Here is a 26,347-nt window from a genome sequence, read left to right as displayed (position 1 = left end):
GGTGGGCTTGATTCCTACGGTGACGGCCTTTCCGCTGCAGCAGGCTTTTATCCCGCTGCTGGAGGCGCTGACGACAGGGCTACCGCGCCAATTCCCGACGCTCATCCACAGCATTTACCTCTACGGCAGCGTCGCGCGCGGCGAAGCCATTCCCGGCGTGTCCGATCTGGACATCACGCTGTTGCTCATCAAGCCGGCCGATAGCGAGGCGTTGCAGCGCCTTGAGGCGTGGCGGCAGGCTTTTCAGCTGGAGCAGCGGATCGTGAGCAAGGTCGACTTTGACATCGGCAGCGTCGAGGAGGCGTTGAACCCCGAGCATTGCCATTCCTGGGGATTTTGGCTGAAGCATCACTGCCGCTGCCTGTGGGGCGAAGACGTGTCCGCCGCTTTTCCGCTGTTTCGGCCCGATCGGCGCATCGCGCTGGCGGTCAATGCCGATTTACGGCCCGTGTTGGTGCGTTATCGGGAGCAGCTACTGCTGCAGGCAAGCCCGGTGCCGGATGAGAAGCGCTTAAAGCGCGAAGCGGCCAGAAAGCTGATCCGCGCCACCAACATGCTGCGCGCCGAGGGCAGCGCATTCTGGCCGACAACGTTAACCGACTATGCCGAACAGCTGCTGGCGCGCTATCCGGCACAGCAGGCTGACATGACGTACTTGCTGGCTCATGCGGTTGGCGAGGTGAACGACGCTGCCTTTGCCGACCGGATGATGGATTTTCTTGCGTGGATGGAAGGGCAGCGGTAGGGCGGCTGCCATGCGTGATCACACCGGATGACGGATGCCCCCTCCCGCCGCACTTTTAACAAATTTGCAAAAGTCTTTTAGCCTCCCGCCTGCTTATCTTTGTTGTGATCAATGTCATACTTTCGGCATCTTAACTGTTCCCGCGCTTCGGCAGCGGTAAACCGGAGTTGTTGCATGAAAGTGAATTATCCCTTGTTAGCGCTGGCGGTGGGGGCGTTCGGCATCGGCACCACCGAATTCTCTCCCATGGGCTTGCTGCCGACCATCGCCAAAGGGGTGGACGTCTCCATTCCGATGGCCGGCATGTTGATCAGCGCCTACGCCGTCGGCGTGATGGTCGGCGCGCCGCTGATGACGCTGCTGCTGTCGCACCGGGCGCGCAGAAGCGCGCTGATTTTCCTGATGGCGATCTTTACCCTGGGCAACGTGCTGTCGGCCATCGCGCCGGATTACACCACCCTGATGCTGTCGCGCATCATCACCAGCCTGAACCACGGCGCCTTCTTTGGCCTCGGATCGGTGGTGGCCGCCAGCGTGGTGCCGAAAGAGAAACAGGCCAGCGCCGTGGCGACCATGTTTATGGGGCTGACCATCGCCAATATCGGCGGGGTGCCCGCCGCGACCTGGCTGGGTGAAACCATCGGCTGGCGCATGTCGTTCCTGGCGACGGCCGGGCTGGGCGTGATCGCCATGCTGGGGCTGTGGTTCTCGTTGCCGAAAGGCAGCGCCGGCGCGCGCCCTGACGTGAAACGCGAGCTGTCGGTGCTGGTGCGGCCGCAGGTGCTGACCGCGCTGCTGACGACCGTGCTGGGGGCGGGCGCGATGTTCACGCTCTATACCTACATTTCGCCGGTATTGCAGCACATCACCGAGGCGACGCCGCTGTTCGTGACGGTGATGCTGGTGCTGATCGGCGTCGGTTTCTCGATCGGCAACTACCTCGGCGGCAAGTTCGCCGACCGTTCCGAGAGCGCGACGCTGAAGGGCTTCCTGCTGCTGTTGGTGGCCATCATGCTGCTGATCCCGCTGCTGGCGCGCAGTGACATCGGCGCTGCGGTGAGCATGGTGATTTGGGGCGCGGCGACCTTTGCCGTGGTGCCGCCGCTGCAGATGCGCGTGATGCGCGTGGCCAGCGAAGCGCCGGGGCTGTCGTCTTCGGTCAACATCGGCGCTTTCAACCTGGGCAACGCGCTGGGCGCCGCCGCCGGTGGCGCGGTGGTCTCCGCCGGTCTGGGCTACAGCTTCGTGCCGGTGATGGGGGCGATTATCGCCGGGTTGGCGCTGCTGTTGGTGTTGTTCACCAGCCGCACCGCGGCAAAAGTCGTTTACGCCAACGGCTAAGTGACAGCGTGCGGCGGTTTTTTATCCGCCGCACGCCGTTAGCCGCATAAAACATAAACGCTTATCCTCTCCCGCCCCCATTTATCTGTTCGGCATCAACTCTTAGCCGCTATCATTAACCATGTATATACATGGTGGCCGCTTGCACGGCACCTCTGGGATAATGAAAGACCTGCCTAAGGAAAGATCCACATGAGAAATATCTTCTTCTTCGACGCGATGCTGACGCCAAAAATCATCACCGCCGTTTACTGGCTGGCGCTGTTGGGCGTGTTGATCAGCGGCATCGGCATGATGTTCTACGGCGAGTTCTTCCGTGGCCTGTTCGGCATCATCGTCGGCGGCGTGTTTGTGCGCGTGGCGTTCGAGATGATCATCATTGCGTTTAAAAATAACGAATATCTGCGCAAGATCGCCGAAAAACCGTAACTATGCCAAAACGCCGGGTATTGCCCGGCGTTGTTTTCCTCTCCGGTCTTGGCTACTCGAAGCCGAGCAGGCTGAACGCATCGTCCTGCGGGGCGTAACCCAGCAGGCGACGGGTCTCTTCCAGCGATAAACGCGTGTAGCGGTTATTGGAAACCCCGTGCACCACCGCATATTGCACCCCTTCGACACGAATGCAGCGCTCCAGCAGATCGGCGGCGTCGCGATGGCTGAGAAACGCGCTCATGTCGCGCGCGCTGAGCCGATCGCCTGGGCTGAGGGAGGTGAAGTTGGCGATGCGCACCGACAGGGCAGAAAGCCCTTCCTGATGGGCGAAGTAGGCGGCGATGCCTTCGCCGAAGGCTTTGCTGGCGCCGTACAGGTTCTTCGGTTTCGGCGCGTCGTCCGGGCGGATTTGATAGTCGAGCGGATAGCCTTCCACCGCCTGCGCGCTGCTGGCGAACACCACCCGGCGGCAGCCGGCGTCTTTCGCCGCGCGGAAGATATTGAAGGTGCCGAGAATGTTGTTGTCCATCAACGAGCCGCAGAAGTCGGCGTCGGGGGAGGGATCGGCCGCCAGGTGCAACACGGTGTCGATATTGGCGCAGGCCGCGCGGCAGGCGTCGAGATCGGCGATGTTGAAGCTGATGACTTCGTCGCCGGGTTGCAGATCGTTCAGCAGACTGATGTCGCGTTCCGCCAGGCGCAGCGCGTAGCGATCGCCCATTGCCTGACGAAACGCCGTGGCTACCCGGCCGCCGGCGCCGGTGATCAGAATCCGTCCTACATCAGTACGCAACACCATGATGACTGCCATCCCTACTCTCGATTAAGTGTTGACCAGTAATAATCCCCCGCGTGACTTTTGTCCAGTATTTATATTAGTCATTCTGATGCTTTATGCCGGTAATGGGCACGTTTTGCCGAGCGTTTCGACCAGGAAATTCATCACCGCGCGCACGGCAGCGGTGCGCGCCAAATCGGGATACGTCACCAGCCAAAGCTCGCGCGTTGGCGCGGCATTGGCCGTGGGCAACGGGACCAGATCCGGATCGCCATCGGCGACGAAAGTCGGCAAAACGGCGGCACCCAGCCCTGAACGCGCCGCTTGTTGCAGTGAAAACAGATCGCTGGCCTGAAAGACCACCGGACGCCCCTGCAACAGCTGTTGCAGCCATTGCTGATGCGGCTGCTGTTGGTAGTGATGGTCATAGGCGAGAAAGCGGCGCGCCGTGTCGGGCAGTGCGGCGTGCTCCGGTGTAGCATACAGCGCGTAGCGCATCATGCCGATGCGCTGCGTCAGCAGTTCCGGTTGCTGCGGGCGCACCATGCGCACGGCGATGTCGGCTTCGCCGCGATCCAGCTCGGCGAGCGCCGATTCACCCGACAGCGTGACGACGATCTGTGGAAAAGCCTGGTTAAATGCGGCAATGCGCGGCGCGAGAATATGCGCGGCGATCGACGGCGGCGCACTGATGCGCACGCCGGCCTGTGGCGTTGCGACGGCGCTGCGCGCATGGCGGGCAATCGCCTGGCTTTGCGCCTCGATCTCCGCCGCCAGCCCGGCAATCGCCTGCCCGTCCTGGGTCAAGGGCGTGCTGCGCGGCAGTCGTACGATCAAACGCAGGCCGAGCGCCTGTTCCAGTGCCGCTACGCGTCGCCCGACGGTGGCGTGATCGCAACCCAGCTCCCGCGCTGCCGCCGACAACGAACCGGTGCGCGCCAGCGCCACGAAGTGTTTTAAATCCTGCCAGTCAAACATCGGTGAATTCCTGCACATTAATGATGCGGTTTTCGGGAATATTCACACGAATAACGGCGTGATTCAATGTGTGAACGTTTCCTTTTAAATTGAATTATTCAATTAGGGTTTCTTATGAATTTGCAACTGCAGCAACGCACGGCATTGGTCACGGGCGCCAGTGAAGGGATCGGTGCCGGCATGGTCAGGGTATTGGCCGCTCAAGGGGTCAAGGTAGTGGCCACCGCACGACGCGGTGACCGGCTGCAGGCCTTGGCGGGTGAGGTGGAACGGCAAGGGGCGGTGCGTCCGCAGGTGATCGTTGCAGACGTGACCGACCCTGAGGCGATAGCCCGTTTGGCGGCGCAGGCGCTGCGCCAGGTGGGGACAGTTGATATCCTGATCAACGCGGTAGGCGCGTTTCACCCCACGACGCTGAACGACAGCGATCGCAGCTGGGATGACGCTTTCGCTTTGAACTTCACGCCGGCCCGCAGATTGACTCAGGCGCTGTTGCCGGCCATGCAGGCGCAAGGCTGGGGCCGGGTGATCAACATCAGCGGATCGATGGAGCCGCGCAGCCTGAGCGCCGCCAGCGCCGCCAAGGGCGCATTGCATCTGTGGGCCAAAGGATTGGCCAGCGACGTGGCTGCTCAGGGGATTACCGTCAATACGCTGCAACCCGGACGTATCAACAGTGAACAGATCCGTGAGCGCTTATACGCTTGCGATGAAGCGCGCCAGGCGTTCATTGCGCAACATATCCCGATCGGCTACTTCGGCGAACCGGAAGACATGGCCTATCTGGCGGCGTTTCTTTGCCCCCCGCTCGCGCGATATATCACCGGCGCGGTGATCCCGGTAGATGGCGGCATGCATTATTTCGCGCATTGAGGCCGTTTTGCCCCCGCGATCACAGTTCGGCAATTTGCCGGCGCAAAGGCTTGCCTCGGCAAAATCTGCGGTGTTAACGTCATAACTCAACCGATTTAGGGTTGTTACTGCTACGGCAGGCAAAACCTAAACCTTGCGTTTCTGTTCCCCGATGGGGCAGAGGCCGGAGGTTTAGGTTTTTTTTTGCGCCGAATTCCGCCTCAGCGCCAGGCCAGTGCGGGGAGGGAAGCGGCAGAACGCGAAGTCTAAGGATAACCGTATGAAATATGACACATTAGCCAGTGAGATTTTGGCCGGCGTCGGTGGCCGCGACAATGTGAAAAGCCTGGTGCACTGCGCCACCCGCCTGCGTTTCAAGCTGCGTGACGACACTCGCGCCAACGCGGCAGCGCTGAAGAAAAACCCCGGCGTCATCATGGTGGTGGAGAGCGGCGGCCAGTTCCAGGTGGTGGTGGGCAACCACGTGGCGGAGGTGTTCGACGCGGTTAACCGCGTTGGCGGGTTGGCCGAGGGCGCGCCGAGCGACGACGCGGGCGGCAAAAAAGACAACCTGCTCAGCCGCTTTATCGATCTGGTGTCCGGTATTTTTACCCCGCTGCTCGGGGTGATGGCCGCTTCGGGGATCCTGAAAGGCTTCCTGGCGCTGAGCCTGGCCTGCGGCTGGCTGCTGGAGAGCGGCGGCACCTTCAAAATGCTGTTCGCCGCCAGCGACTCGCTGTTCTACTTCTTCCCGATCATGCTCGGCTACACCGCCGGGAAAAAATTTGGCGGCAACCCCTTCGTCACCATGGCGATCGGCGGCGCGTTGACGCATCCGCTGATGATGGCGGCGTTCGAAGCGGCGCAGCAGCCGGGGGCGGTGCGCGAATACTTCTTCGGCATTCCGCTGACCTTCATCAACTACAGTTCGTCGGTGATCCCGATCATTTTCGCGGCCTGGGTATCCTGCCGCCTGGAGCCGCTGTTTAACCGGGTGATCCACAGCGCGCTGCGCAATTTCATCACGCCGCTGCTGTGCCTGGCGATCACCGTGCCGTTGACCTTCCTGCTGATCGGCCCGGCGGCGACCTGGCTCAGCCACCTGCTGGCCAACGGCTATCAGAGCATTTACGCCTTTAACCCGATCATCGCCGGTGCCTTTATGGGGGCGATGTGGCAGGTGTGCGTGATCTTCGGTCTGCATTGGGGATTGGTGCCGTTGATGATCAATAACCTGAGCGTGCTGGGGCGCGACACCATGGTGCCGCTGCTGCTGCCGGCGGTAATGGGGCAGGTCGGCGCCACGCTGGGCGTGATGCTGCGCACCCGCGACGCCAAGCTGCGGGCGCTGTCCGCTTCGGCCATCGGCGCCGGGATTTTCGGCATCACCGAACCGGCGGTGTACGGCGTTACGCTGCCGAACAAACGCCCGTTCATCTTCGGCTGCATCGGCGGCGCGCTGGGCGGTGCGGTGATCGGCTACTTCCATACCTCGGTCTACTCGTTCGGCCTGGTGAGCGTATTCACCTTCGCGCAGATCATCCCCGGCGGCGGCATCGACGCCACGGTATGGGGCGCGATCGGTGGCACCCTGCTGTCGTTCGTGTTTGCCGCGCTGGCCAGCTACCTGTTCGGCGTCGCACCGGCGGAAGACGCGGCGCAGCCTGAAGCCGCCGCGCCGCTTAACCGCAAGCAGGCCATCCTCAGCCCGATCGCCGGCGACATCGTGCCGCTGGATCAGGTGAACGACGCGACCTTCGCCAGCGGCCTGCTGGGGAAAGGGGTGGCGATCGCGCCGCAGCAGGGGCGCGTGGTGGCGCCGGTGAGCGGCAGCGTGGCGTCGCTGTTCAAAACCAAACACGCCATCGGCATCGAATCGGACGACGGCGCGGAGATTCTCATCCACGTCGGTATCGATACCGTGAAGCTGGACGGGGCGCATTTCACCGCCCACGTGCGGGAAGGCGAGCGGGTTGCCCCGGGCGATCTGCTGATCGAGTTCGACCAGGCGGCGATCCATGCTGCCGGCTATGACACCACCACGCCGATCATCATCAGCAACAGCGATGACTACGTGGACGTGTTGACCAGCGGCCTGTCTCCGGTGCAGGAACAGGCGCCGCTGCTGACTTTATTACGCTAATTGAGGAGCAAGCGATGAACGGCAAGTTTCCGCAACATTTTCTGTGGGGCGGCGCGGTAGCGGCGAACCAGGTAGAAGGCGCATATCAGGCCGACGGCAAGGGGCTGTCGACCTCCGATCTGCAGCCGCAGGGCATCTTCGGCGCCATTACGCCGCGCACGGCGGGCGACAGCGGCATCAAGGATGTGGCGATCGATTTCTATCACCGTTATCCGGAGGACATCGCGCTGTTCGCCGAAATGGGCTTTAAGTGTCTGCGCACCTCGATCGCCTGGTCGCGCATTTTCCCGCAGGGCGACGAAGAGATGCCGAACGAAGCCGGGCTGGCGTTTTACGATCGGCTGTTCGACGAGATGGCGAAGTACGGCATTCAGCCGCTGATCACGCTGTCGCACTATGAGATGCCTTACGGCCTGGTGAAGCACTACGGCGGTTGGGGCGATCGGCGTACCATCGATTTCTTCGAGCGCTATGCGCGCACCGTGTTCGAACGCTACAAGCACAAGGTCAAACACTGGCTGACCTTCAATGAGATCAACATGTCGCTGCACGCGCCCTTCACCGGCGTCGGCCTGCCGCAGGAGAGCGACAAGAGCGCCATCTATCAGGCGATCCACCATCAGCTGGTGGCCAGCGCCAGAGCGGTGAAGGCCTGTCACGAGATCGTGCCGGAGGGCAAAATCGGCAACATGCTGCTGGGTGGTATTCTGTATCCGCTGAGCTGCAAGCCGGAAGATCTGCTGGAAACCCAGCGGCAAAACCGCGACTGGCTGTTCTTCGGCGACGTGCAGGCGCGCGGCTATTACCCGGCCTATATGCAGCGCTTCTTCCGTGAAAACGGCATTCAGGTGGCGATCACCGAGGAAGATCGGCAAACGCTGCGCGAAACCATCGATTTCATCTCGTTCAGCTACTACATGAGCGGCTGCGTCACCGCCGACCCGGCGCAGTACGAGACGGCGCGCGGCAACATTCTCGATATGGTGCCGAACCCGCACCTGGCCAGCTCGGAGTGGGGGTGGCAAATCGACCCGATCGGGCTGCGCTACCTGCTCAACGTGCTGTACGACCGCTATCAGAAGCCGCTGTTCATCGTCGAGAACGGGCTGGGCGCCAAAGATCGCGTCGAGGCCGACGGCAGCATCCACGACGACTACCGCATCAACTACCTTAATGACCATCTGGTGCAGGTGGCGGAAGCGATCGACGACGGCGTCGAGGTGATGGGCTACACCAGCTGGGGGCCGATCGATCTGGTCAGCGCCTCGAAGGCGGAAATGTCGAAGCGCTACGGCTTCATTCACGTCGACAGGGACGATGCCGGCAACGGCAGCCTCGATCGCCGCCGCAAGAAGAGTTTCTACTGGTATCGCGATGTGATCCACAGCAACGGCGCCAGCCTGAAAGACCGGCGCTAGCCTCTAAGCCCGGCGGCAAACGCCGGGCGTTAACCTAACGTTATTCGCTGCTGTTCATGATGGGAAATTCTCTCCCAGGGAATGCTGTTGCCCGCAGTCAGCCGTTATGCGGAGAAATATAATAATGATGAAAAGCTTATTACCTCGTTCCATGACCCTGGCGGCGCTGGCGCTGCTCTGTAGCCAGGCGCAGGCGGAAACGCTGCAAACCGGCAAGGACGTCGAAGCCCCCACCGCCAAATGGGAAGGGGTAGCGCTCGGCTTTGAGCCGCCACAGCCCGGGCTGTTGGGGGATATGCTGGGGATCAGGCCGATCCTGGAGGATCACGGCTTCCACTATAACCTCGGCTACCTCAGCCAGCTGTCGTATAACGCCGGCGGCGGTTACAACCACGACAAACAGGCATCGTACATCGACCAATTCTCGTTGACCTTCAGCCAGGATTTGCAGGCGCTGACCGGCATTCCGGACGCGGCGATCGAAGGCAATATCGTCAACCGCAACCATGACAACAACCTGACCCGCGATCGCTTGCAGGATCCGCGCGTCGGCCTGACCGATCTGTCGCAGGAGAGCTTTGGCGGGCAGTCGATTACCCGGCTGGGTTGGTTGACCTTCAGCCGTTCCTTCCTCGATCGCCGGCTGCAGTGGCGCATCGGCATGATGAACAAGGTGCAGGATTTCGATCAGATCATTCCCTGCGATTTTCAGACGCTGACGCTGTGCGGCGGCAAGTCCGCCAACTCGTTGACCTGGTATAACTGGAACGTGCATTACTGGGGCACCACGCTGCAATACAAGCTGACCGACGGCCTGACGCTCAAGGGCGGCGTGATGGAGCAGAACCCGAGCGCCCCCAGCCGCAGCCACGCCTGGAGTTGGTCCACCAAGGGCAGCAAAGGCTTCCTGTTGCCGATGGAGCTGGAGCTGAAAACCCACGCCGTCAACCAGCTGCCTGGGGTGTATAACCTGGGCGTGCTGTTCACCAACGCGCGCCAGAGCGATCTTTATGAAGGGGTGTCCGGCGGGCCGGGTGCCAGCGATCCGCAGGGCTATCGCAGCCACGATCGCACCTGGTTCCTGTATACCGGTTTCAACCAGCAGGTGACGCGCCATGCGGATGACGTCAACCGCGGTCTGAGCGTGTTTTACAGCCTGGGGCTGGGAGATCAGCGCAGCAACTACCTGCACTGGTCTACCTCGACCGGCATCCGTTACCGCGGGCTGTTCGATGCGCGGCCGGACGACTGGCTGGGGCTCGGTGTCTCGGTGGTGAAGCTGAGCGACCGCTACAAAGACAATCAGCGTTATCTCAACCAGATGAGCGGCATCAGCGATTATCACGATCCGAACTACCGGCCGGTGCCGGGCCACTCGGTGACGGCGGAGCTGTATTACCGGGTTAACGTCACGCCGTGGCTGCAGCTGCAGCCGGGCCTGCAGTACTGGCATCACCCGGCGGGCGTCAGCGAGACGCAGGACGCCTGGGTGACGGCGTTGAAAACGGTGGTGACCTTCTGATCAGGCCGCGTCGCTCTCGCGGTAGCGCCGGCGGGCGTGTTCGAACCAGCTGGCGGGCACGTTGTGCGGCGGCTGCTGCAACCTGAGCAGCCCCTGTTCAACGATATGGCTGGCCTGGCGCCACAGCGTCGGGTCGCCTTCGGTCAGCACCTCCAGCAGGCGCTGTTTCTCGATCAGGTAGGTCTGGGCGAAGTGGCTGTCGTAGTCCAGCAGCGAGCGGGTGTTGTCGATAAGATCCGCCAGCTTGATGGTTTTGGCCTGCGGCGATGCGCCGGCGCTGTGGCGCCGATCGCGGTTTTTGCGCTCAAAGCGGTTGCCGTCCTCGGCGTGGCTGACGTTGGTTAACATCCGCACCAGCTCTGCCACCTTCGGCCCGAAATGGCTGTCGATATCGCCGAGGGTGGTGGGCGTGTCTTCCACCGTATCATGCAGCCAGGCGGCCGCCAGCATCTCTTCGGTGTGCGGTACGCTGCGCACCAGCTCCATCACCGCCTGCGGGTGGACGATGTACGGATCGTCGGTGTATTTGCGGCGCTGATCGATGGCCGCATGCGCCTTGGTGGCGTAGCGGCGCGCGCGTTCTGCAAGCGTGTTCGTCATTTCCTTTCCCTCCGAGCATCCTCTGCATGAAAAAAATGTAGCATACCTCACAAGAAATAGCTTGCGATTACATCGTGCGCTATCTATATTCACACACATGAAAAGCACCGAGACCGAACAACCCAAGGCGAAGAACCTGCTGCAGCTCGATCAGCAGCTCTGTTTCGCGCTGTACTCCGCCAACCTGGCGCTGCACAAAGTTTATCGCAAGCTGTTGAGCCAGCTCGAACTCACCTACCCGCAATACCTGGTGATGATGGTGCTGTGGGAGCGCGATCGGGTGACGGTATCGGATATCGGCGAGCGGCTGTTCCTCGATTCCGCCACGCTGACGCCGCTGCTGAAGCGGCTGGAAACCGCCGGTTTGCTGGTGCGCTATCGCGCCACCACCGATGAGCGGCAGGTGATCATCGCCCTGACCGAAGCCGGCCGCGCGCTGCGCGAGCGGGCGCAATCGGTGCCCGAGGCGGTGATGTGCGCCACCGACTGCAGCCTGGACGAGATCGTCTCGCTCAAACAGCAGCTGGAAAAGCTGCGCGGCAGCCTGATCGATCAGATTTGACCCGCCGCCGCCGGACGCAAGAACGGCGCGGGTGGTCTACACTGGTTAATAAGTGTCAAAAATAAGTAGTGCGCGATTTAATCGCAAAAGATAAATATGTGACCGGCTTTACCTCGTGGAAGCCGTAGTCATCTCGCCAACCAGCAAGAAGGAATGAACGATGTCTATTGAGAAAGTGGTTTACCGCGCTCACGCCACCGCAACCGGCGGCCGCGACGGCCGTGCGACCTCCTCCGACGGCGTGTTGGACGTGAAACTGGGCGTACCGAAAGAGATGGGCGGCGCCGGCGGCGAAGTCACCAACCCTGAGCAGCTGTTCGCCGCCGGTTACTCGGCCTGCTTCCTCGGCGCGTTGAAGTTTGTCGCGGCGAAAGAAAAGGTCAAAATCCCGGCCGAAGCCAAGATCGACGGCACCGTGGGCATCGGTGAGATCCCGAACGGCTTCGGCATCGAAGTGCAGCTGGATATCTCGCTGCCGGGCATCGAGCGCAGCGTGGCGGAAGATCTGGTGAAAAAGGCGCACGTGGTGTGTCCATACTCCAACGCCACCCGTGGCAATATCGACGTGACGTTGAACGTGAAATAACGTTTTTCGCCGACGCGCTGAAAAATGGAGGGGTCTCCCTCCATTTCTTGTCTTGCTTTCCCTTCCAGAGTTCGCACAACAGGGTAAAAAAAACCTGTTTTGTGAGAATTCTCTTGATTGTCGCCTGCAAAACCACGCTTATTGCCGGTTGGCTGAACCTGCAGCCGCATTGACTGTCTGAAAAACTCAGAACTGCTATCGCCCTCCGGAGCCACCGCACTACATGAACAAAATAAAATCGCTATCACAGCAGAATTTATCGTTATTGTTAGCGATCTATATCGGCATCTTTTTAAACCTGTCCGTTTTCTATCGCCGTTTTGACTCGCTTGCGCACGGCATTCAGGGGATTAAGCTTATTTCGGCGGTGACGGAAGTGATCGCCATCGTTTTATTCACTTTCTTTATCATGCGATTGGTGTCGCTCGGCGGCCGGTTGTTTTATCGCATCGTCGCTTCGCTGCTGGTGCTGATTTCGGTCGCCGCCAGCTACTACATGACGTTTTTCAACGTGGTGATCGGCTACGGTATCGTGGTGTCGGTGATGACCACCGACATCGATCTGTCGAAAGAGGTGGTTGGCCTGCACTTCGTGCTGTGGATGGTGGCGCTCAGCGCCTTGCCGCTGCTGCTGATCTGGAAAAACGGCCTGCGTTACACCCTGATCGAACAGCTGAAAACCCCTGGTCATCGCATCAAGCCGCTGCTGGTCTTGCTGGCGGTGGTGGCGCTGGTCTGGCTGCCGCTGCGCATGCTGGACGACGAGCAAAGCGTGCAGGAGAAGCTCGCCAACGTCGATCTGCCGAGCTACGGTGGCGTGGTGGCGCACTCGTATCTGCCGTCCAACTGGCTGTCGGCGCTGGGGCTGTTTGCCTATACCCGCTATGACGAAAGCCAGGACCAGAGCACGATGTTCGATCCGGGCAAACACTTCACCTATGTACCGCCGGCGGATATCGACGATACCTACGTGGTGTTCATCATCGGCGAGACCACGCGCTGGGATCACATGGGCATGCTGGGCTATGAGCGCGATACTACGCCGCGGCTGTCGAAAGAGAAGAACCTGGTGGCGTTTCGCGGCGAGTCGTGCGACACCGCCACCAAGCTGTCGCTGCGCTGCATGTTCGTGCGCGAAGGCGGCACCGAAGACAATCCGCAGCGCACGCTGAAAGAGCAGAACGTGTTCGCGGTGCTGAAGGATCTGGGCTTCTCTTCCGAGCTGTTCGCCATGCAGAGCGAGGTGTGGTTCTACAACAACACCGAGGTGAACAACTATTCGTTCCGCGAGATGATCGCGTCCGAGAAGCGCAACGACGGCAAGGCGGTCGATGACATGCTGTTGGTGGATGAAATGAAGGAGTCGCTGGCGCGCTATCCGAAGGGCAAACACCTGGTGATCCTGCATACCAAAGGCTCGCACTACCTGTACTCGCAGCGTTATCCGCGCAGCTATGCGCGCTATCAGCCGGAGTGCATGGGGGTGGATGACTCATGCACCAAGGCGCAGTTGATCAACGCGTTCGACAATACCGTGCTGTATACCGACAGCTTTATCAGCAATGTGATCGATCAGGTGCGCGACAAGAAGGCCATCGTGTTCTATGCCGCCGATCACGGCGAATCGATCGGCGAGAACACGCACCTGCACGGCACGCCGCGCGAAATGGCGCCGCCGGAGCAGTTCCGCGTGCCGATGATCGTATGGGCGTCGGACAAGTTCCTCGAGAACCCGCAGCACCTCAGCGCCTTTGAGCAGCTGCAGGCGCAGCAGCGCATCGGCAAAACGCATCGCCACGTCGAGCTGTTCGATACCATCCTCGGTTGCCTCGGCTACACCTCGCCGAACGGCGGCATCGTGGATAAAAACAACTGGTGCTCTCTGCCGCAGCATAAAACGGCGCCCGCCCGCCTGTAATCCTTCCCGCCGGGTGCCTTGCGCACCCGGTAATTTCACTCAATACATTCTCTTCATCAATTATTCCGGTGTGTGCATACGGTATACTTGCGCACTTCCCTTCTAACCGGAGATTTCCATGACCCTGCGCGTGGCGTTTATCGACGATCATGACATTGTGCGCTCGGGCTTTGTGCAGCTGCTGTCGCTGGAGGCCGATATTCAGGTGGTGGGCGAGTTCAGCAGCGCGGCGCAGGCGCGCGCCGGCCTGCCGGGGCTGGAGGCGGAAATCTGCATCTGTGACATTTCGATGCCGGACGGCAGCGGGCTGGATCTGCTGGCGGACATTCCCTCCGGCATCCGTGTGGTGATGCTGTCGATGCACGACAACCCGGCGCTGGTGGAAATGGCGCTGGAACGCGGCGCCAGCGGTTTCCTCTCCAAGCGCTGCAAGCCGGAAGATCTGATCACCGCGGTGCGCACCGTCGCCGGCGGCGGCGTCTACCTGATGCCGGAAATCGCCCAGCAGCTGGCGCGGGTGAGGGTCGATCCGTTGACCCGCCGCGAGCGCGAAATCGCGCTATTGCTGGCGCAGGGCCAGGAGGTGCGCGAGATCGCCGCCGCCTTGGGGCTGTCGCCGAAGACGGTGCATGTGCATCGCGCCAACCTGTTCGCCAAGCTGGGCATCAACAATAACGTCGAGCTGGCCAGACGGATGCTGAACCTGTGACGCAGCGCCTGATCACCCAGCTGGCGCTGTTTTTCATCTACGCCGCCAGCGCCTTTTGCCTGTGGGGCATCGGCACCGCGCTGATCGACCCGCCCTGGCAGGCGCTGCTGCTGTTCCCGTTCGGCCTGCGCATGGGCATTTTGCTGCAGAGCCCGTACCGTTTCTGGCCGGGGATCCTGCTGGCCGACCTGCTGCTGATGGCGCTGCTGGCGGACCAGTTCGGTTACGGCCCGGCGCTGTGGGCGTTGGTGGCGGTGCTGGTGTTGACGGTGCTGCTCAGCCTGCTGGCCTCGCCGTGGCTGTTGCGCCATCAGCAGAGCGACAGCGAATGGCGGTGGCCGCTGTTGCAGGGCGCGGTGGTGGCCGCCGCCGCCTTGCTGCAGGCCCTGGTATGGCAGCTGGTGAGCGGCGAAGGCGCCCGCGCGCTGCTGCTCGGCCTGACCGGCGGTTTCACCATCGCGCCGACCTGCCTGCTGTTGTGGCACTATCTGGCGCGCCAAATCTGGGTGCCGCTGGAGCCGGGGCTGATCCACAAGCCGGTGGAGCTGCGCCTCGGCCACTTGGCCAGCTATCTGCTGTTGTTTGCGTTCAGCATCTGGCTGCAGCAGCAGGTGAACGCCGCCGAGCTGCGCCGTTTCGCGCCGTTCTGCCTGGCCATTCCTATCGTGTTCATGTCTTACCGCTACGGCTGGCAGGGCGCGCTGTTGGCGACGCTGCTCAACGGCGTGGCGCTGATGGTCAACGAGCCGCCGCAGCCGGAGTCGCACCGCGATCTGCTGCTGTCGCTGCTGGCCCAAAGCCTGACCGGGCTGCTGCTGGGCGCCGGCATTCAGCGCCAGCGCGAGCTGAATCAGCAACTGCGGCTGCGGCTGGCGGAGAACCGCCAGCTGGCGCGGGCGCTGGTGACGGCGGAGGAGCAAACCCGGCGCGAGGTGGCGCGCGAGCTGCACGATGAAGTGGGGCAGACCATCACCGTGATCCGCACCCAGGCCAGCATCGTCAAACGCCTGGCGCCGGAGCCGGCGGTGATCGGCTGCGCCGACGCCATCGATGCGTTGGCGCTGCGGGTCTACGACGGGGTGCACGACGTGCTGACCCAGCTGTGGCCGGCGGCGCTGAACAACCTGCCGCTGTCGGCGGCGGTGGCGGCGATGCTGCGGGAGTCGCTGCCGCAGGACGCGTCGCTGGTGAGCAGCCTGCAGTGGCAGGTGCCGGACGAGCTGCTGGATGAAACGCTGAAAATCACGCTGTACCGGGTGTGTCAGGAAGGGGTGACCAATGTGTGCCGCCACGCCGGCGCCAGCCGCCTGGAGCTGGACGCGCGCCTGCAGCCGCGCAAAGGCGCTGCGCCGCTGATCGCCCTGACCATCCGCGACAACGGCGTGGGTTTCGATGCGGAAAACCATCAGCCGGGGTATGGCCTGCGCGGTATGCAGGAGCGCATCAGCGCCCTCGGCGGCAGCCTGCGGTTCACCGCTGAACGGGGCGCCTGTTTGAGTGTGATCTTGCCCACAGTTTCACCGGCGCAAGCGCCAAACTAGGAAAAACTCCTAGCCGCGTCGGGAATCCGGCGTAAGCCTCCCGCGCGCGCGAGGAGCATCATAGCGGCACTTTATTCAATCCTCTGAGGTTCCACATGTGGTCTTTCCTTAAAAGCCGCTCGGACGCGCCGCAGGTCACCGATCAACGGCAGATCGACGCCAGCTACAAATACTGGCGCATCCAGCTGATGTGCACCATGTACATCGGCTACGCCGCGTTTTACTTCACGCGCAAAAGCTTCAACTTCATCATGCCGGCGATGCTGAGCGATCTGGGCCTGACGATGTCCGACGTCGGCATCCTCGGCACGCTGTTCTACATCACCTACGGCTGCTCGAAATTCATTTCCGGCATGATCAGCGATCGCTCCAACCCGCGTTACTTTATGGGGCTGGGCCTGATCATGACCGGGGTGCTGAATATCTTCTTCGGCCTCAGTTCGTCGCTGCTGATGCTGGGCACGCTGTGGATCCTCAACGCCTTCTTCCAGGGTTGGGGCTGGCCGCCGTGCTCCAAAATCCTCACCAGCTGGTATTCGCGCTCCGAGCGCGGCAGCTGGTGGGCGATCTGGAACACCTCGCACAACGTCGGCGGCGCGCTGATCCCGCTGCTGGTGGGCTTTATCTCGCTGCATTTCAGCTGGCGTTACGGCATGATCATTCCCGGCATCATCGGCGTGGTGCTCGGCCTGCTGATGTGCTGGCGCCTGCGCGACAAGCCATCCACCCTGGGGCTGCCGAGCGTCGGCAAATGGCGTAACGACGCCATGGAGCTGGTGCAGGAATCGGAAGGCCAGGGGCTGAGCAACCGCGAGATCATCAAACGCTACGTGCTGACCAACAAGTACATCTGGCTGCTGGCGGTCTCTTATGTGCTGGTGTACATCGTGCGCACCGCGATCAACGACTGGGGCAACCTCTACCTGACGCAGGAAAAGGGCTATTCGCTGATGACCGCCAACTCGGCCATTTCGCTGTTTGAAGTGGGCGGCTTTATCGGTTCGCTGGTGGCCGGTTGGGGCTCCGACAAGCTGTTCCGCGGCAACCGCGGCCCGATGAACCTGATCTTCGCCATCGGTATCTTCCTGTCGGTGGCGGCGCTGTGGCTGATGCCGGGCGTGACCTACCTGCTGCAGGCCTGCTGCTTCTTCGCCATCGGCTTCTTCATCTTCGGCCCGCAGATGCTGATCGGCATGGCGGCGGCGGAGTGCTCGCACAAGGATGCGGCGGGTGCGGCGACCGGTTTCGTCGGCCTGTTCGCCTACCTGGGCGCGGCGCTGTCCGGCTACCCGATTGCGCGGGTGATGGAGATCTGGCATTGGAACGGCTTCTTCGTGGTGATTTCCATCGCCGCCTGCCTGTCGGCGCTGTTCCTGCTGCCGTTCCTGCGTGCGCAGACGCCGGCGCTGAAAACCGCCAACGCCTGAGTGAAATACGCTGCGCAACCCCCGGCGCAGCGCATTATGGCGCTTTTATCACCACTTGAAATGCAGGGGCAAAAAAGTGATTGACGCCTATAACCGCCAGCAGTAAGATGCGCCCCGCATCGGCGAGTAGCGCAGCTTGGTAGCGCAACTGGTTTGGGACCAGTGGGTCGGAGGTTCGAATCCTCTCTCGCCGACCACATTCGAAAAACCTGCTTTTAAAGCAGGTTTTTTTTCGCCCGTCGTTTATGAGGATGAGCACCTCTGCAGGAGGTTCGAGCCTCGCGAAGCGAGACAACGTTGCTTCAGCAACGGCCCGCAGGGCGCGCATCAAAGATGCGCGTAATCCTCTCTCGCCGACCACCATTCGAAAACCTGCTTTTTAAAGCAGGTTTTTTTTCTTCCGTCGTTTATGAGGATGAGTACCTCCTCCGATACGGTCGGCTGCGCTTTATGGCGTGCCTCAATCTGCCGTCCTCGTGAAATATATTTATCCTTTACGCTTAATTAATTCACACTCCTTATTCCCATTAGGTTCTTATTTTTATATTTAAATAAATTCATGCTTGCCAAATAAAACCCGGTTGATAGCGCTCTTGTTTTCACGTTTTTTTTATCTATAGTCTGAATGGACAACGCGGGAGCTCTTATTCCCGCTGCGTGGGAAATACCGTGATTATTTATTAACGTTAATCTTCGTGGATTATTGCGGGATCATTTTGCTCCGGCAATGCGTGGCGTCGATTAACTCTTTTATGTTTATCCTCTCGGAATAAAGGAATCAGTTATGCGCAAATTTAATAAACCGCTGTTGGCGCTGTTGATCGGCAGCACGCTGTGTTCCGCGGCGCAGGCCGCCGCACCGGGCAAACCGACCATCGCCTGGGGCAACACCAAGTTCGCTATCGTCGAAGTCGATCAGGCGGCCACCGCTTATAATAATCTGGTGAAGGTAAAAAATGCCGCCGACGTTTCTGTCTCCTGGAATTTATGGAATGGCGACATCGGCACGACGGCAAAAATTTTATTAAATGGCAAAGAGGCGTGGAGCGGCCCTTCAACCGGATCTTCCGGTACGGCGAATTTTAAAGTGAATAAAGGTGGCCGTTATCAAATGCAGGTGGCACTGTGTAATGCCGACGGCTGCACCGCCAGCGACGCCACCGAAATTGTGGTGGCCGACACCGACGGCAGCCATTTGGCGCCGTTGAAAGAGCCGCTGCTGGAAAAGAACAAACCTTATAAACAAAACTCCGGCAAAGTCGTCGGTTCTTATTTTGTCGAGTGGGGCGTTTACGGGCGCAATTTCACCGTCGACAAGATCCCGGCGCAAAACCTGACCCACCTGCTGTACGGATTTATCCCGATCTGCGGCGGCAACGGCATCAACGACAGCCTGAAAGAGATCGAAGGCAGTTTCCAGGCATTGCAGCGCTCCTGTCAGGGCCGCGAGGACTTCAAAGTCTCGATCCACGATCCGTTTGCCGCGCTGCAAAAAGCGCAGAAGGGCGTCACCGCCTGGGATGACCCCTACAAGGGCAACTTCGGCCAGCTGATGGCGCTGAAGCAGGCGCGCCCTGACCTGAAAATCCTGCCGTCGATCGGCGGCTGGACGCTGTCTGACCCGTTCTTCTTCATGGGCGACAAGGTGAAGCGCGATCGCTTCGTCGGCTCGGTGAAAGAGTTCCTGCAGACCTGGAAGTTCTTCGACGGCGTGGATATCGACTGGGAGTTCCCGGGCGGCAAAGGCGCCAACCCGAACCTGGGCAGCCCGCAGGATGGGGAAACCTATGTGCTGTTGATGAAGGAGCTGCGGGCGATGCTGGATCAGCTGTCGGCGGAAACCGGCCGCAAGTATGAGCTCACCTCCGCCATCAGCGCCGGCAAGGACAAGATCGATAAGGTGGCTTACAACGTCGCGCAGAACTCGATGGATCACATCTTCCTGATGAGCTACGACTTCTACGGCGCCTTCGATCTGAAGAACTTGGGGCACCAGACCGCGCTGAATGCGCCGGCCTGGAAACCGGACACCGCCTACACCACGGTGAACGGCGTCAATGCGCTGCTGGCGCAGGGCGTCAAGCCGGGCAAAATCGTGGTCGGCACCGCCATGTATGGCCGCGGCTGGACCGGTGTGAACGGCTACCAGAACAATATTCCGTTTACCGGCACCGCCACCGGGCCGGTTAAAGGCACCTGGGAGAACGGCATCGTGGACTACCGCCAAATCGCCAGCCAGTTCATGAGCGGCGAGTGGCAGTACACCTACGACGCCACGGCGGAAGCGCCTTACGTGTTCAAGCCTTCCACCGGCGATCTGATCACCTTCGACGATGCCCGCTCGGTGCAGGCCAAAGGCAAGTATGTGCTGGATAAGCAGTTGGGCGGCCTGTTCTCCTGGGAGATCGATGCGGACAACGGCGATATTCTCAACAGCATGAACGCCAGCCTGGGCAACAGCGCCGGCGTTCAATAATCGGTTGCAGTGCGTTGCCGGGGGATATCCTTTCGCCCCCGGCTTTTTCACCGCCGAAAGTTTTTTTACGCCGCACAGATTGTGGCCCTCGCCGGCGCAAAGCGCGGCCATCGGACTCACCCTTTTGGGTAATCCTTCAGCATTTCCTCCTGTCTTTAACGGCGATCACAAAAATAACCGTTCAGATATTCATCATTCAGCAACAAAGTTTTGGGGTTTTTTAACGGAGTTAAAAACCAGTAAGTTTGTGAGGGTCAGACCAATGCGCTAAAAATGACCGCTTAGCATAAATTTTCATGCTGGAACTGTTAACAAAAGGTTTTTTTTATGTTTGTTTGCTGTTTCTCACAGTCTGCGTAAATCCCCACTGGTTATATTGACGACACCCCAAACAGTTGGCAACTTGATAGCCTCAGGGGTAAGAGCGAGAGTTGTTTGAGTGAATTCCACGCGCTCAGACGTCCCCGCCGCGATGCGTTCCATCCGGCATTCTCTCCTCGTACGCCTTCTGCCTTCGGGCGCCGATCGCACAGGCCACGCAATAAAAAATACAGGTCTGGCGGCAATTACACACATCACATCACACAATGGAGCACTAACGATGACACGTTCCTTGGGTAAATCGGGGGTTCTGAAATTCGGCATTGGGCTGATCGCGCTGACCGTGGCGGCCAGCGTTCAGGCCAAGACGTTGGTTTACTGTTCTGAAGGTTCCCCGGAAGGGTTCAACCCGCAGCTGTTTACCTCCGGCACCACCTACGACGCCAGCTCGGTACCGATCTACAACCGCCTGGTCGAATTCAAAATCGGCACCACCGAACTGCAGCCGGGCCTGGCTGAGAAGTGGGACGTCAGCGAAGACGGCAAAACCTACACCTTCCACCTGCGCAAAGGCGTGAAGTGGCAGAGCAGCAAAGACTTCAAACCGACGCGCGACTTCAATGCCGACGACGTGGTGTTCTCCTTTGAGCGCCAGTTGGATGCGAACAACGCCTACCACAAAGTGTCCGGCGGCAGTTACGAATACTTTGAAGGCATGGACATGCCTAAGCTGATCGCCAAGATTGAAAAAGTGGACGACAACACCGTGCGCTTCGTGCTGAACCGCCCGGAGGCGCCGTTCCTGGCTGACCTGGGCATGGACTTCGCGTCCATCCTGTCCGCCGAATATGCCGACGTGATGATGAAAGCCGGCACGCCGGAGAAAGTCGACCTGAATCCGATCGGCACCGGTCCGTTCCAGCTGCTGCAATACCAGAAAGACTCCAAGATCCTGTACAAGGCATTCGACGGTTTCTGGGGCACCAAGCCGAAGATCGATCGCCTGGTGTTCTCCATCACGCCTGACGCCTCCGTGCGCTACGCCAAACTGCAGAAAAACGAATGTCAGGTGATGCCGTACCCGAATCCGGCCGATATCGCCCGCATGAAGCAAGACAAGTCCATCAACCTGATGGAACAGCCGGGCCTGAACGTGGGTTACCTGTCGTTCAACGTCGAGAAAAAGCCGCTGGATAACCTGAAGGTGCGCCAGGCGTTGACCATGGCGGTCAACAAGCAGGCGATCATCGACGCGGTTTATCAGGGCGCGGGCCAGGCGGCCAAGAACCTGATCCCGCCGACCATGTGGGGCTATAACGACGCGGTACAGGATTATGCTTACGATCCGGCCAAGGCGAAAGCACTGCTGAAAGAAGCGGGCATGGCCGACGGCTTCAGCATCGACCTGTGGGCGATGCCGGTACAGCGTCCTTACAACCCGAACGCACGCCGCATGGCGGAAATGATCCAGGCCGACTGGGCCAAGATCGGCGTGAAAGCCAAAATCGTGACCTATGAGTGGGGTGAATACCTCAAGCGCGCCAAAGCGGGCGAGCACCAGACGGTGATGATGGGCTGGACCGGCGACAACGGGGATCCGGACAACTTCTTCGCCACGCTGTTCAGCTGCGCGGCGGCGAAAGACGGCTCCAACTACTCCCGCTGGTGCTACAAGCCGTTTGAAGATCTGATTCAACCGGCGCGCGCCGAATCCAACCACGACAAGCGCATCGAACTGTACAAGCAGGCGCAGGTGGTGATGCACGATCAGGCTCCGGCGCTGATTGTCGCACACTCCACCGTGTACGAGCCTGTGCGTAAGGAAGTGAAAGGCTACGTCGTGGATCCACTCGGTAAGCATCACTTCGAGAATGTCTCTGTAGACTGATTTCGACCGCTTTACCGGAGACGCACGAATGGACTTGCAGGGGCGCAACAGGTTTGCGCCCCTGCTGACCAGTCTCCGGCGTATGGCCGTCGAATCGTTCAAAGGCATGTGAGCGTTAATAAGCCTGGCGGACGATGAGCTGCCGGGCATTGATACAGAGAGTTCGGGATATGTTGCAGTTCATACTCCGACGTTTGGGGTTAGTTATCCCAACGTTTATCGGCATTACGTTGCTGACTTTTGCATTCGTCCATATGATCCCCGGCGACCCGGTGACCATCATGGCCGGGGAACGCGGTATCTCCGCCGAGCGCCACGCGCAGCTGATGGCGGAAATGGGGCTGGACAAGCCGCTCTATCAACAATATTTCTCCTACGTGTCCAACGTGCTGCACGGCGATCTGGGCACCTCACTCAAAAGCCGCATCTCCGTCTGGAGCGAGTTCGTTCCGCGCTTTCAGGCCACGCTGGAGCTGGGCTTCTGCGCGATGCTGTTTGCGGTGCTGGTAGGCATCCCGGTCGGGGTGCTGGCGGCAGTCAAGCGCGGCTCGGTCTTCGATCACACCGCGGTGGGCATCTCGCTGACCGGCTATTCGATGCCGATTTTCTGGTGGGGCATGATGCTGATCATGCTGGTGTCGGTGCAGCTTAACCTGACGCCGGTGTCGGGCCGCATCAGCGACACGGTCTTCCTCGACGACAGCCATCCGCTGACCGGCTTCATGCTGATAGACACTCTGATCTGGGGCGAGCCGGGCGACTTTATCGACGCGGTGATGCACATGATCCTGCCGGCCATCGTGCTGGGCACCATCCCGCTGGCGGTGATCGTGCGCATGACCCGCTCCTCGATGCTGGAAGTGTTGGGTGAAGACTACATCCGCACCGCGCGCGCCAAGGGCGTGAGCCGCATGCGGGTGATCGTCGTCCACGCGCTGCGCAACGCGCTGCTGCCGGTGGTGACGGTGATCGGGCTGCAGGTCGGCACCATGCTGGCCGGCGCCATCCTGACGGAAACCATCTTCTCCTGGCCGGGACTGGGCCGCTGGCTGATCGACGCGCTGCAGCGCCGCGATTACCCGGTGGTGCAGGGCGGGGTGTTGCTGGTCGCCTGTATGATCATTCTGGTTAACCTGCTGGTAGACGTGCTCTACGGCGTGGTCAACCCGCGTATTCGCCACAAGAAATAAGGGGCGCTCTCATGTCTCAAATCACTGAGTCTGCAGTTAAAGGTGCGCCGAAGCCGATGACCCCGTTTCAGGAGTTCTGGCACTATTTCAAGCGCAATAAAGGGGCCGTGGTCGGCCTGGTGTATATCGTTCTGATGCTGGTGATCGCGCTCGGCGCCGGGGTGCTGGCGCCGCATGCGCCGGCGGATCAGTTCCGCGACGCGCTGCTCAAGCCGCCGGTGTGGCAAGAGGGTGGCAGCTGGCAATATCTCCTCGGCACCGACGACGTGGGCCGCGACGTGCTGTCGCGCCTGATGTACGGTGCGCGCCTGTCGCTGCTGGTCGGCTGCCTGGTGGTGGTGCTGTCGCTGATCATGGGCGTGGTGCTCGGTCTGCTGGCCGGCTACTTCGGCGGTGCGGTGGATGCGGTGATCATGCGCGTCGTCGACATCATGCTGGCCCTGCCGAGCCTGCTGCTGGCGCTGGTGCTGGTGGCGGTGTTCGGGCCGTCGATCGTCAACGCCTCGTTGGCGCTTACCTTCGTCGCCTTGCCGCACTATGTGCGTCTGACGCGTGCGGCGGTGCTGGCGGAAGTGAACCGCGATTACGTCACCGCTTCGCGGGTGGCGGGCGCCGGCGCGCTGCGCCAGATGTTCGTCAACATTCTGCCTAACTGCCTGGCGCCTTTGATCGTGCAGGCTTCTCTCGGTTTCTCGAACGCCATTCTGGACATGGCCGCTCTCGGCTTTCTGGGCATGGGCGCGCAACCGCCGACGCCGGAGTGGGGCACCATGCTCTCCGACGTGCTGCAGTTCGCGCAAAGCGCCTGGTGGGTAGTGACCTTCCCCGGCCTGGCGATCCTGCTGACGGTGCTGGCATTTAACCTGATGGGGGACGGTTTGCGTGACGCTCTCGACCCCAAACTCAAGCAGTAACAGAGGACGAGAGAGATGGCGTTATTGAATGTAGACAAGCTTTCGGTGCACTTCGGTGACGAAGGCACCCCGTTCCGCGCGGTAGACCGCATCAGTTACAGCGTGGAGCAAGGCCAGGTGGTCGGCATCGTCGGTGAATCCGGCTCCGGCAAATCCGTCAGCTCGCTGGCGATCATGGGCCTGATCGATTTCCCCGGCAAGGTGATGGCCGACAAGCTGGAGTTCAACGGCCAGGATCTGCGCAAGATCTCCGAAAAAGAGCGCCGCCAGCTGGTGGGTTCTGAAGTGGCGATGATCTTCCAGGATCCGATGACCAGCCTGAACCCGTGCTATACCGTCGGTTACCAGATCATGGAGGCGCTGAAGGTGCATCAGGGCGGCAACCGCCGCACTCGCCGCCAGCGCGCTATCGACCTGCTGACCCAGGTGGGCATTCCCGATCCGGCCTCGCGGCTGGACGTGTACCCGCACCAGCTTTCCGGCGGCATGAGCCAGCGCGTGATGATCGCCATGGCCATCGCCTGTCGGCCGAAGCTGCTGATCGCCGATGAGCCGACGACCGCGCTCGACGTGACCATCCAGGCGCAGATCATCGAACTGCTGCTGGACCTGCAGCAGCGCGAAAACATGGCGCTGGTGCTGATCACCCACGATCTGGCGCTGGTGGCCGAAGCCGCGCACCACATCATCGTGATGTATGCCGGCCAGGTGGTGGAATCCGGCAAGGCGGTGGAGATTTTCCGCGCGCCGCGCCATCCTTATACCCAGGCGCTGCTGCGCGCGCTGCCGGAGTTCGCCGCCGACAAGGCGCGCCTGGCTTCGCTGCCGGGCGTGGTGCCGGGCAAATACGATCGCCCGACCGGTTGCCTGCTCAACCCGCGTTGTCCCTATGCCAACGAGCGCTGCCGTAACGAGGAGCCGGAACTGCGCAGCATTCCCGGCCGTCAGGTTAAATGTCACACACCGCTGGATGATGCGGGGAGGCCGACCGTATGAGCCAGAATCAACCTTTACTGCAGGCGATCGACCTGAAGAAGCATTACCCGGTGAAAAAGGGCCTGTTCGCGCCGGAGCGGCTGGTCAAGGCGCTGGACGGCGTCTCCTTCACCCTGGAGCGCGGCAAAACGCTGGCGGTGGTCGGCGAGTCGGGCTGCGGCAAATCGACGCTCGGCCGCCTGCTGACGATGATCGAAGTGCCGACCGGCGGCGAGCTGTACTATCAGGGGCAGGACCTGCTGAAGCCGGACGTCTCGGCCGAGAAACTGCGCCGCCAGAAGATCCAAATCGTGTTCCAGAATCCTTACGGATCGCTCAACCCGCGCAAGAAGGTCGGGCAGATCCTCGAGGAGCCGCTGTTGATCAATACCCCGCTCAGCGCCGCCGAACGGCGGGAAAAAGCGCTGGAGATGATGGCGAAGGTCGGCCTGAAGACCGAGCATTACGACCGCTACCCGCACATGTTTTCCGGCGGCCAGCGCCAGCGTATTGCTATCGCCCGCGGGCTGATGCTGAACCCGGACGTGGTGATCGCCGATGAGCCGGTGTCGGCGCTGGACGTGTCGGTGCGCGCTCAGGTGCTGAACCTGATGATGGATCTGCAGCAGGAGCTGGGGTTGTCCTATGTGTTCATCTCGCACGATCTGTCGGTGGTGGAACACATCGCCGACGAGGTGATGGTGATGTACCTCGGCCGCTGCGTGGAAAAGGGCAGCAAAGAGGCGATCTTCAACAATCCGCGCCATCCTTATACTCAGGCGCTGCTGTCGGCGACGCCGCGGTTGAACCCGGATATGCGCCGCGAGCGCATCAAGCTGACCGGCGAACTGCCCAGCCCGATGAACCCGCCGCCGGGCTGCGCGTTCAACGCCCGCTGCCGCCGCGCCTTCGGCACCTGCGTGCAGCTGCAGCCGCAGCTGAAACAGTACGGTGAGCAGATGGTGGCCTGCTTTGCGGTCGATCAGGACGAGCATCCGGGGGCGTAAGGCGTCGGATTTTCCTGCTTAAAC

General features: G+C 60.9%; 22 protein-coding genes, 1 tRNA gene and 1 other RNA gene. 21 read left to right on the top strand and 3 right to left on the bottom strand.

What is annotated here, in order from left to right:
• Position 1: 1 nt before the first annotated feature.
• The 3 genes from WCL58_RS19535 (at position 2) to WCL58_RS19525 (ending at position 2,515) form a co-directional block, all read left to right on the top strand.
• On the top strand, positions 2–745 hold the full coding sequence (locus WCL58_RS19535; protein ID WP_336851498.1) for a nucleotidyltransferase domain-containing protein: 744 nt from the start codon (positions 2–4) through the stop codon (positions 743–745).
• A 174-nt stretch (positions 746–919) separates the two neighbouring features.
• The gene (locus WCL58_RS19530) at positions 920–2,086 is read left to right on the top strand and encodes an MFS transporter (protein ID WP_039568202.1); all 1,167 of its coding nucleotides are present in this window, start codon (positions 920–922) and stop codon (positions 2,084–2,086) included.
• Positions 2,087–2,278: 192 nt separating this feature from the next.
• Positions 2,279–2,515: a DUF4282 domain-containing protein gene (locus WCL58_RS19525; RefSeq protein WP_019452598.1), complete on the top strand. Its 237-nt coding sequence runs from the start codon at positions 2,279–2,281 to the stop codon at positions 2,513–2,515.
• A gap of 52 nt (positions 2,516–2,567) precedes the next feature.
• Here the strand turns inward: WCL58_RS19525 and WCL58_RS19520 are convergent, their stop codons facing one another.
• Both WCL58_RS19520 and WCL58_RS19515 read right to left on the bottom strand, forming a co-directional pair.
• Complete coding sequence (locus tag WCL58_RS19520) at positions 2,568–3,317, bottom strand: NAD-dependent epimerase/dehydratase family protein (RefSeq protein WP_038875909.1); 750 nt, start codon at positions 3,315–3,317, stop codon at positions 2,568–2,570.
• A 93-nt stretch (positions 3,318–3,410) separates the two neighbouring features.
• Positions 3,411–4,274, bottom strand: coding sequence for a LysR family transcriptional regulator (locus WCL58_RS19515; RefSeq protein ID WP_102985093.1), 864 nt, complete (start codon positions 4,272–4,274; stop codon positions 3,411–3,413).
• 114 nt (positions 4,275–4,388) lie between these two features.
• Between WCL58_RS19515 and WCL58_RS19510 the strand changes: the two genes are divergently transcribed.
• The 4 genes from WCL58_RS19510 (at position 4,389) to WCL58_RS19495 (ending at position 10,209) form a co-directional block, all read left to right on the top strand.
• Positions 4,389–5,147, top strand: coding sequence for an SDR family NAD(P)-dependent oxidoreductase (locus WCL58_RS19510; RefSeq protein WP_336851497.1), 759 nt, complete (start codon positions 4,389–4,391; stop codon positions 5,145–5,147).
• 259 nt (positions 5,148–5,406) lie between these two features.
• Positions 5,407–7,269 carry a PTS beta-glucoside transporter subunit IIABC gene (gene bglF / locus WCL58_RS19505; RefSeq protein WP_060424259.1) on the top strand — a complete coding sequence of 621 codons (1,863 nt, stop codon included), beginning with the start codon at positions 5,407–5,409 and terminating at the stop codon, positions 7,267–7,269.
• 14 nt (positions 7,270–7,283) lie between these two features.
• Positions 7,284–8,687, top strand: a complete 1,404-nt coding sequence (locus tag WCL58_RS19500) for a glycoside hydrolase family 1 protein (RefSeq protein ID WP_336851496.1) — start codon at positions 7,284–7,286, stop codon at positions 8,685–8,687.
• 151 nt (positions 8,688–8,838) lie between these two features.
• Positions 8,839–10,209 carry a carbohydrate porin gene (locus tag WCL58_RS19495; protein ID WP_369803993.1) on the top strand — a complete coding sequence of 457 codons (1,371 nt, stop codon included), beginning with the start codon at positions 8,839–8,841 and terminating at the stop codon, positions 10,207–10,209.
• Here WCL58_RS19495 and WCL58_RS19490 read toward each other — a convergent pair whose 3' ends face one another.
• Positions 10,210–10,809 carry an HD domain-containing protein gene (locus WCL58_RS19490; protein ID WP_049274352.1) on the bottom strand — a complete coding sequence of 200 codons (600 nt, stop codon included), beginning with the start codon at positions 10,807–10,809 and terminating at the stop codon, positions 10,210–10,212.
• Between the two features lie 97 nt (positions 10,810–10,906).
• On the opposite strand from WCL58_RS19490, the gene WCL58_RS19485 reads away from it, so the two are divergent.
• From WCL58_RS19485 to dppF, 14 genes are all read left to right on the top strand, one after another.
• Positions 10,907–11,371 (top strand): MarR family winged helix-turn-helix transcriptional regulator, encoded by a 465-nt coding sequence (locus WCL58_RS19485; protein ID WP_049202597.1) that lies wholly within the window; start codon positions 10,907–10,909, stop codon positions 11,369–11,371.
• Between the two features lie 160 nt (positions 11,372–11,531).
• On the top strand, positions 11,532–11,957 hold the full coding sequence (locus WCL58_RS19480; RefSeq protein WP_004934114.1) for an organic hydroperoxide resistance protein: 426 nt from the start codon (positions 11,532–11,534) through the stop codon (positions 11,955–11,957).
• A gap of 223 nt (positions 11,958–12,180) precedes the next feature.
• On the top strand, positions 12,181–13,875 hold the full coding sequence (gene eptB, locus WCL58_RS19475; RefSeq protein WP_060441225.1) for a kdo(2)-lipid A phosphoethanolamine 7''-transferase: 1,695 nt from the start codon (positions 12,181–12,183) through the stop codon (positions 13,873–13,875).
• Positions 13,876–13,993: 118 nt separating this feature from the next.
• On the top strand, positions 13,994–14,584 hold the full coding sequence (uhpA, locus tag WCL58_RS19470) for a transcriptional regulator UhpA (protein WP_004934117.1): 591 nt from the start codon (positions 13,994–13,996) through the stop codon (positions 14,582–14,584).
• Complete coding sequence (uhpB, locus tag WCL58_RS19465; protein ID WP_336851495.1) at positions 14,581–16,125, top strand: signal transduction histidine-protein kinase/phosphatase UhpB; 1,545 nt, start codon at positions 14,581–14,583, stop codon at positions 16,123–16,125. Before uhpA ends, uhpB begins: the two co-directional genes overlap by 4 nt.
• A gap of 95 nt (positions 16,126–16,220) precedes the next feature.
• Complete coding sequence (locus WCL58_RS19460) at positions 16,221–17,552, top strand: MFS transporter (RefSeq protein WP_038875891.1); 1,332 nt, start codon at positions 16,221–16,223, stop codon at positions 17,550–17,552.
• Between the two features lie 120 nt (positions 17,553–17,672).
• A tRNA-Pro gene (locus tag WCL58_RS19455) sits at positions 17,673–17,749 on the top strand.
• A gap of 34 nt (positions 17,750–17,783) precedes the next feature.
• Positions 17,784–17,912, top strand: a non-coding RNA gene (locus WCL58_RS19450) — RtT sRNA.
• 424 nt (positions 17,913–18,336) lie between these two features.
• Positions 18,337–20,028 (top strand): glycosyl hydrolase family 18 protein, encoded by a 1,692-nt coding sequence (locus WCL58_RS19445; RefSeq protein WP_336851494.1) that lies wholly within the window; start codon positions 18,337–18,339, stop codon positions 20,026–20,028.
• Positions 20,029–20,629: 601 nt separating this feature from the next.
• Positions 20,630–22,237 (top strand): dipeptide ABC transporter periplasmic-binding protein DppA, encoded by a 1,608-nt coding sequence (gene dppA, locus WCL58_RS19440; RefSeq protein ID WP_047729481.1) that lies wholly within the window; start codon positions 20,630–20,632, stop codon positions 22,235–22,237.
• 170 nt (positions 22,238–22,407) lie between these two features.
• A complete protein-coding gene (gene dppB / locus WCL58_RS19435; protein WP_043129106.1) occupies positions 22,408–23,427 on the top strand; it encodes a dipeptide ABC transporter permease DppB in 1,020 nt (339 codons plus the stop codon).
• An 11-nt stretch (positions 23,428–23,438) separates the two neighbouring features.
• Complete coding sequence (dppC, locus tag WCL58_RS19430) at positions 23,439–24,341, top strand: dipeptide ABC transporter permease DppC (RefSeq protein ID WP_038874021.1); 903 nt, start codon at positions 23,439–23,441, stop codon at positions 24,339–24,341.
• Positions 24,342–24,356: 15 nt separating this feature from the next.
• Positions 24,357–25,337, top strand: a complete 981-nt coding sequence (gene dppD / locus WCL58_RS19425) for a dipeptide ABC transporter ATP-binding protein (protein ID WP_336851493.1) — start codon at positions 24,357–24,359, stop codon at positions 25,335–25,337.
• On the top strand, positions 25,334–26,323 hold the full coding sequence (gene dppF, locus WCL58_RS19420; protein WP_047729477.1) for a dipeptide ABC transporter ATP-binding subunit DppF: 990 nt from the start codon (positions 25,334–25,336) through the stop codon (positions 26,321–26,323). Before dppD ends, dppF begins: the two co-directional genes overlap by 4 nt.
• Positions 26,324–26,347: the final 24 nt, after the last annotated feature.

The organism is Serratia sp. TMDUHS_CL, from assembly GCF_037137105.1.
In the GTDB taxonomy this organism is placed as follows: domain Bacteria; phylum Pseudomonadota; class Gammaproteobacteria; order Enterobacterales; family Enterobacteriaceae; genus Serratia; species Serratia nevei.
The sequence above is the reverse complement of the archived record's forward strand: the minus strand, read 5'-3'. Positions and strand labels throughout refer to the sequence as shown.

Excerpts from the sequence above, each read along its gene's own strand:
- WCL58_RS19530 (WP_039568202.1), top strand. The coding sequence starts at position 920 with ATGAAAGTGAATTATCCCTTGTTAGCGCTGGCGGTGGGGGCGTTCGGC.
- WCL58_RS19525 (WP_019452598.1), top strand. The coding sequence starts at position 2,279 with ATGAGAAATATCTTCTTCTTCGACGCGATGCTGACGCCAAAAATCATC.
- WCL58_RS19520 (WP_038875909.1), bottom strand. The coding sequence starts at position 3,317 with ATGGTGTTGCGTACTGATGTAGGACGGATTCTGATCACCGGCGCCGGC.
- WCL58_RS19515 (WP_102985093.1), bottom strand. The coding sequence starts at position 4,274 with ATGTTTGACTGGCAGGATTTAAAACACTTCGTGGCGCTGGCGCGCACC.
- WCL58_RS19510 (WP_336851497.1), top strand. The coding sequence starts at position 4,389 with ATGAATTTGCAACTGCAGCAACGCACGGCATTGGTCACGGGCGCCAGT.
- bglF (WP_060424259.1), top strand. The coding sequence starts at position 5,407 with ATGAAATATGACACATTAGCCAGTGAGATTTTGGCCGGCGTCGGTGGC.
- WCL58_RS19500 (WP_336851496.1), top strand. The coding sequence starts at position 7,284 with ATGAACGGCAAGTTTCCGCAACATTTTCTGTGGGGCGGCGCGGTAGCG.
- WCL58_RS19495 (WP_369803993.1), top strand. The coding sequence starts at position 8,839 with ATGACCCTGGCGGCGCTGGCGCTGCTCTGTAGCCAGGCGCAGGCGGAA.
- WCL58_RS19490 (WP_049274352.1), bottom strand. The coding sequence starts at position 10,809 with ATGACGAACACGCTTGCAGAACGCGCGCGCCGCTACGCCACCAAGGCG.
- WCL58_RS19485 (WP_049202597.1), top strand. The coding sequence starts at position 10,907 with ATGAAAAGCACCGAGACCGAACAACCCAAGGCGAAGAACCTGCTGCAG.
- WCL58_RS19480 (WP_004934114.1), top strand. The coding sequence starts at position 11,532 with ATGTCTATTGAGAAAGTGGTTTACCGCGCTCACGCCACCGCAACCGGC.
- eptB (WP_060441225.1), top strand. The coding sequence starts at position 12,181 with ATGAACAAAATAAAATCGCTATCACAGCAGAATTTATCGTTATTGTTA.
- uhpA (WP_004934117.1), top strand. The coding sequence starts at position 13,994 with ATGACCCTGCGCGTGGCGTTTATCGACGATCATGACATTGTGCGCTCG.
- WCL58_RS19460 (WP_038875891.1), top strand. The coding sequence starts at position 16,221 with ATGTGGTCTTTCCTTAAAAGCCGCTCGGACGCGCCGCAGGTCACCGAT.
- WCL58_RS19445 (WP_336851494.1), top strand. The coding sequence starts at position 18,337 with ATGCGCAAATTTAATAAACCGCTGTTGGCGCTGTTGATCGGCAGCACG.
- dppA (WP_047729481.1), top strand. The coding sequence starts at position 20,630 with ATGACACGTTCCTTGGGTAAATCGGGGGTTCTGAAATTCGGCATTGGG.
- dppB (WP_043129106.1), top strand. The coding sequence starts at position 22,408 with ATGTTGCAGTTCATACTCCGACGTTTGGGGTTAGTTATCCCAACGTTT.
- dppC (WP_038874021.1), top strand. The coding sequence starts at position 23,439 with ATGTCTCAAATCACTGAGTCTGCAGTTAAAGGTGCGCCGAAGCCGATG.
- dppD (WP_336851493.1), top strand. The coding sequence starts at position 24,357 with ATGGCGTTATTGAATGTAGACAAGCTTTCGGTGCACTTCGGTGACGAA.
- dppF (WP_047729477.1), top strand. The coding sequence starts at position 25,334 with ATGAGCCAGAATCAACCTTTACTGCAGGCGATCGACCTGAAGAAGCAT.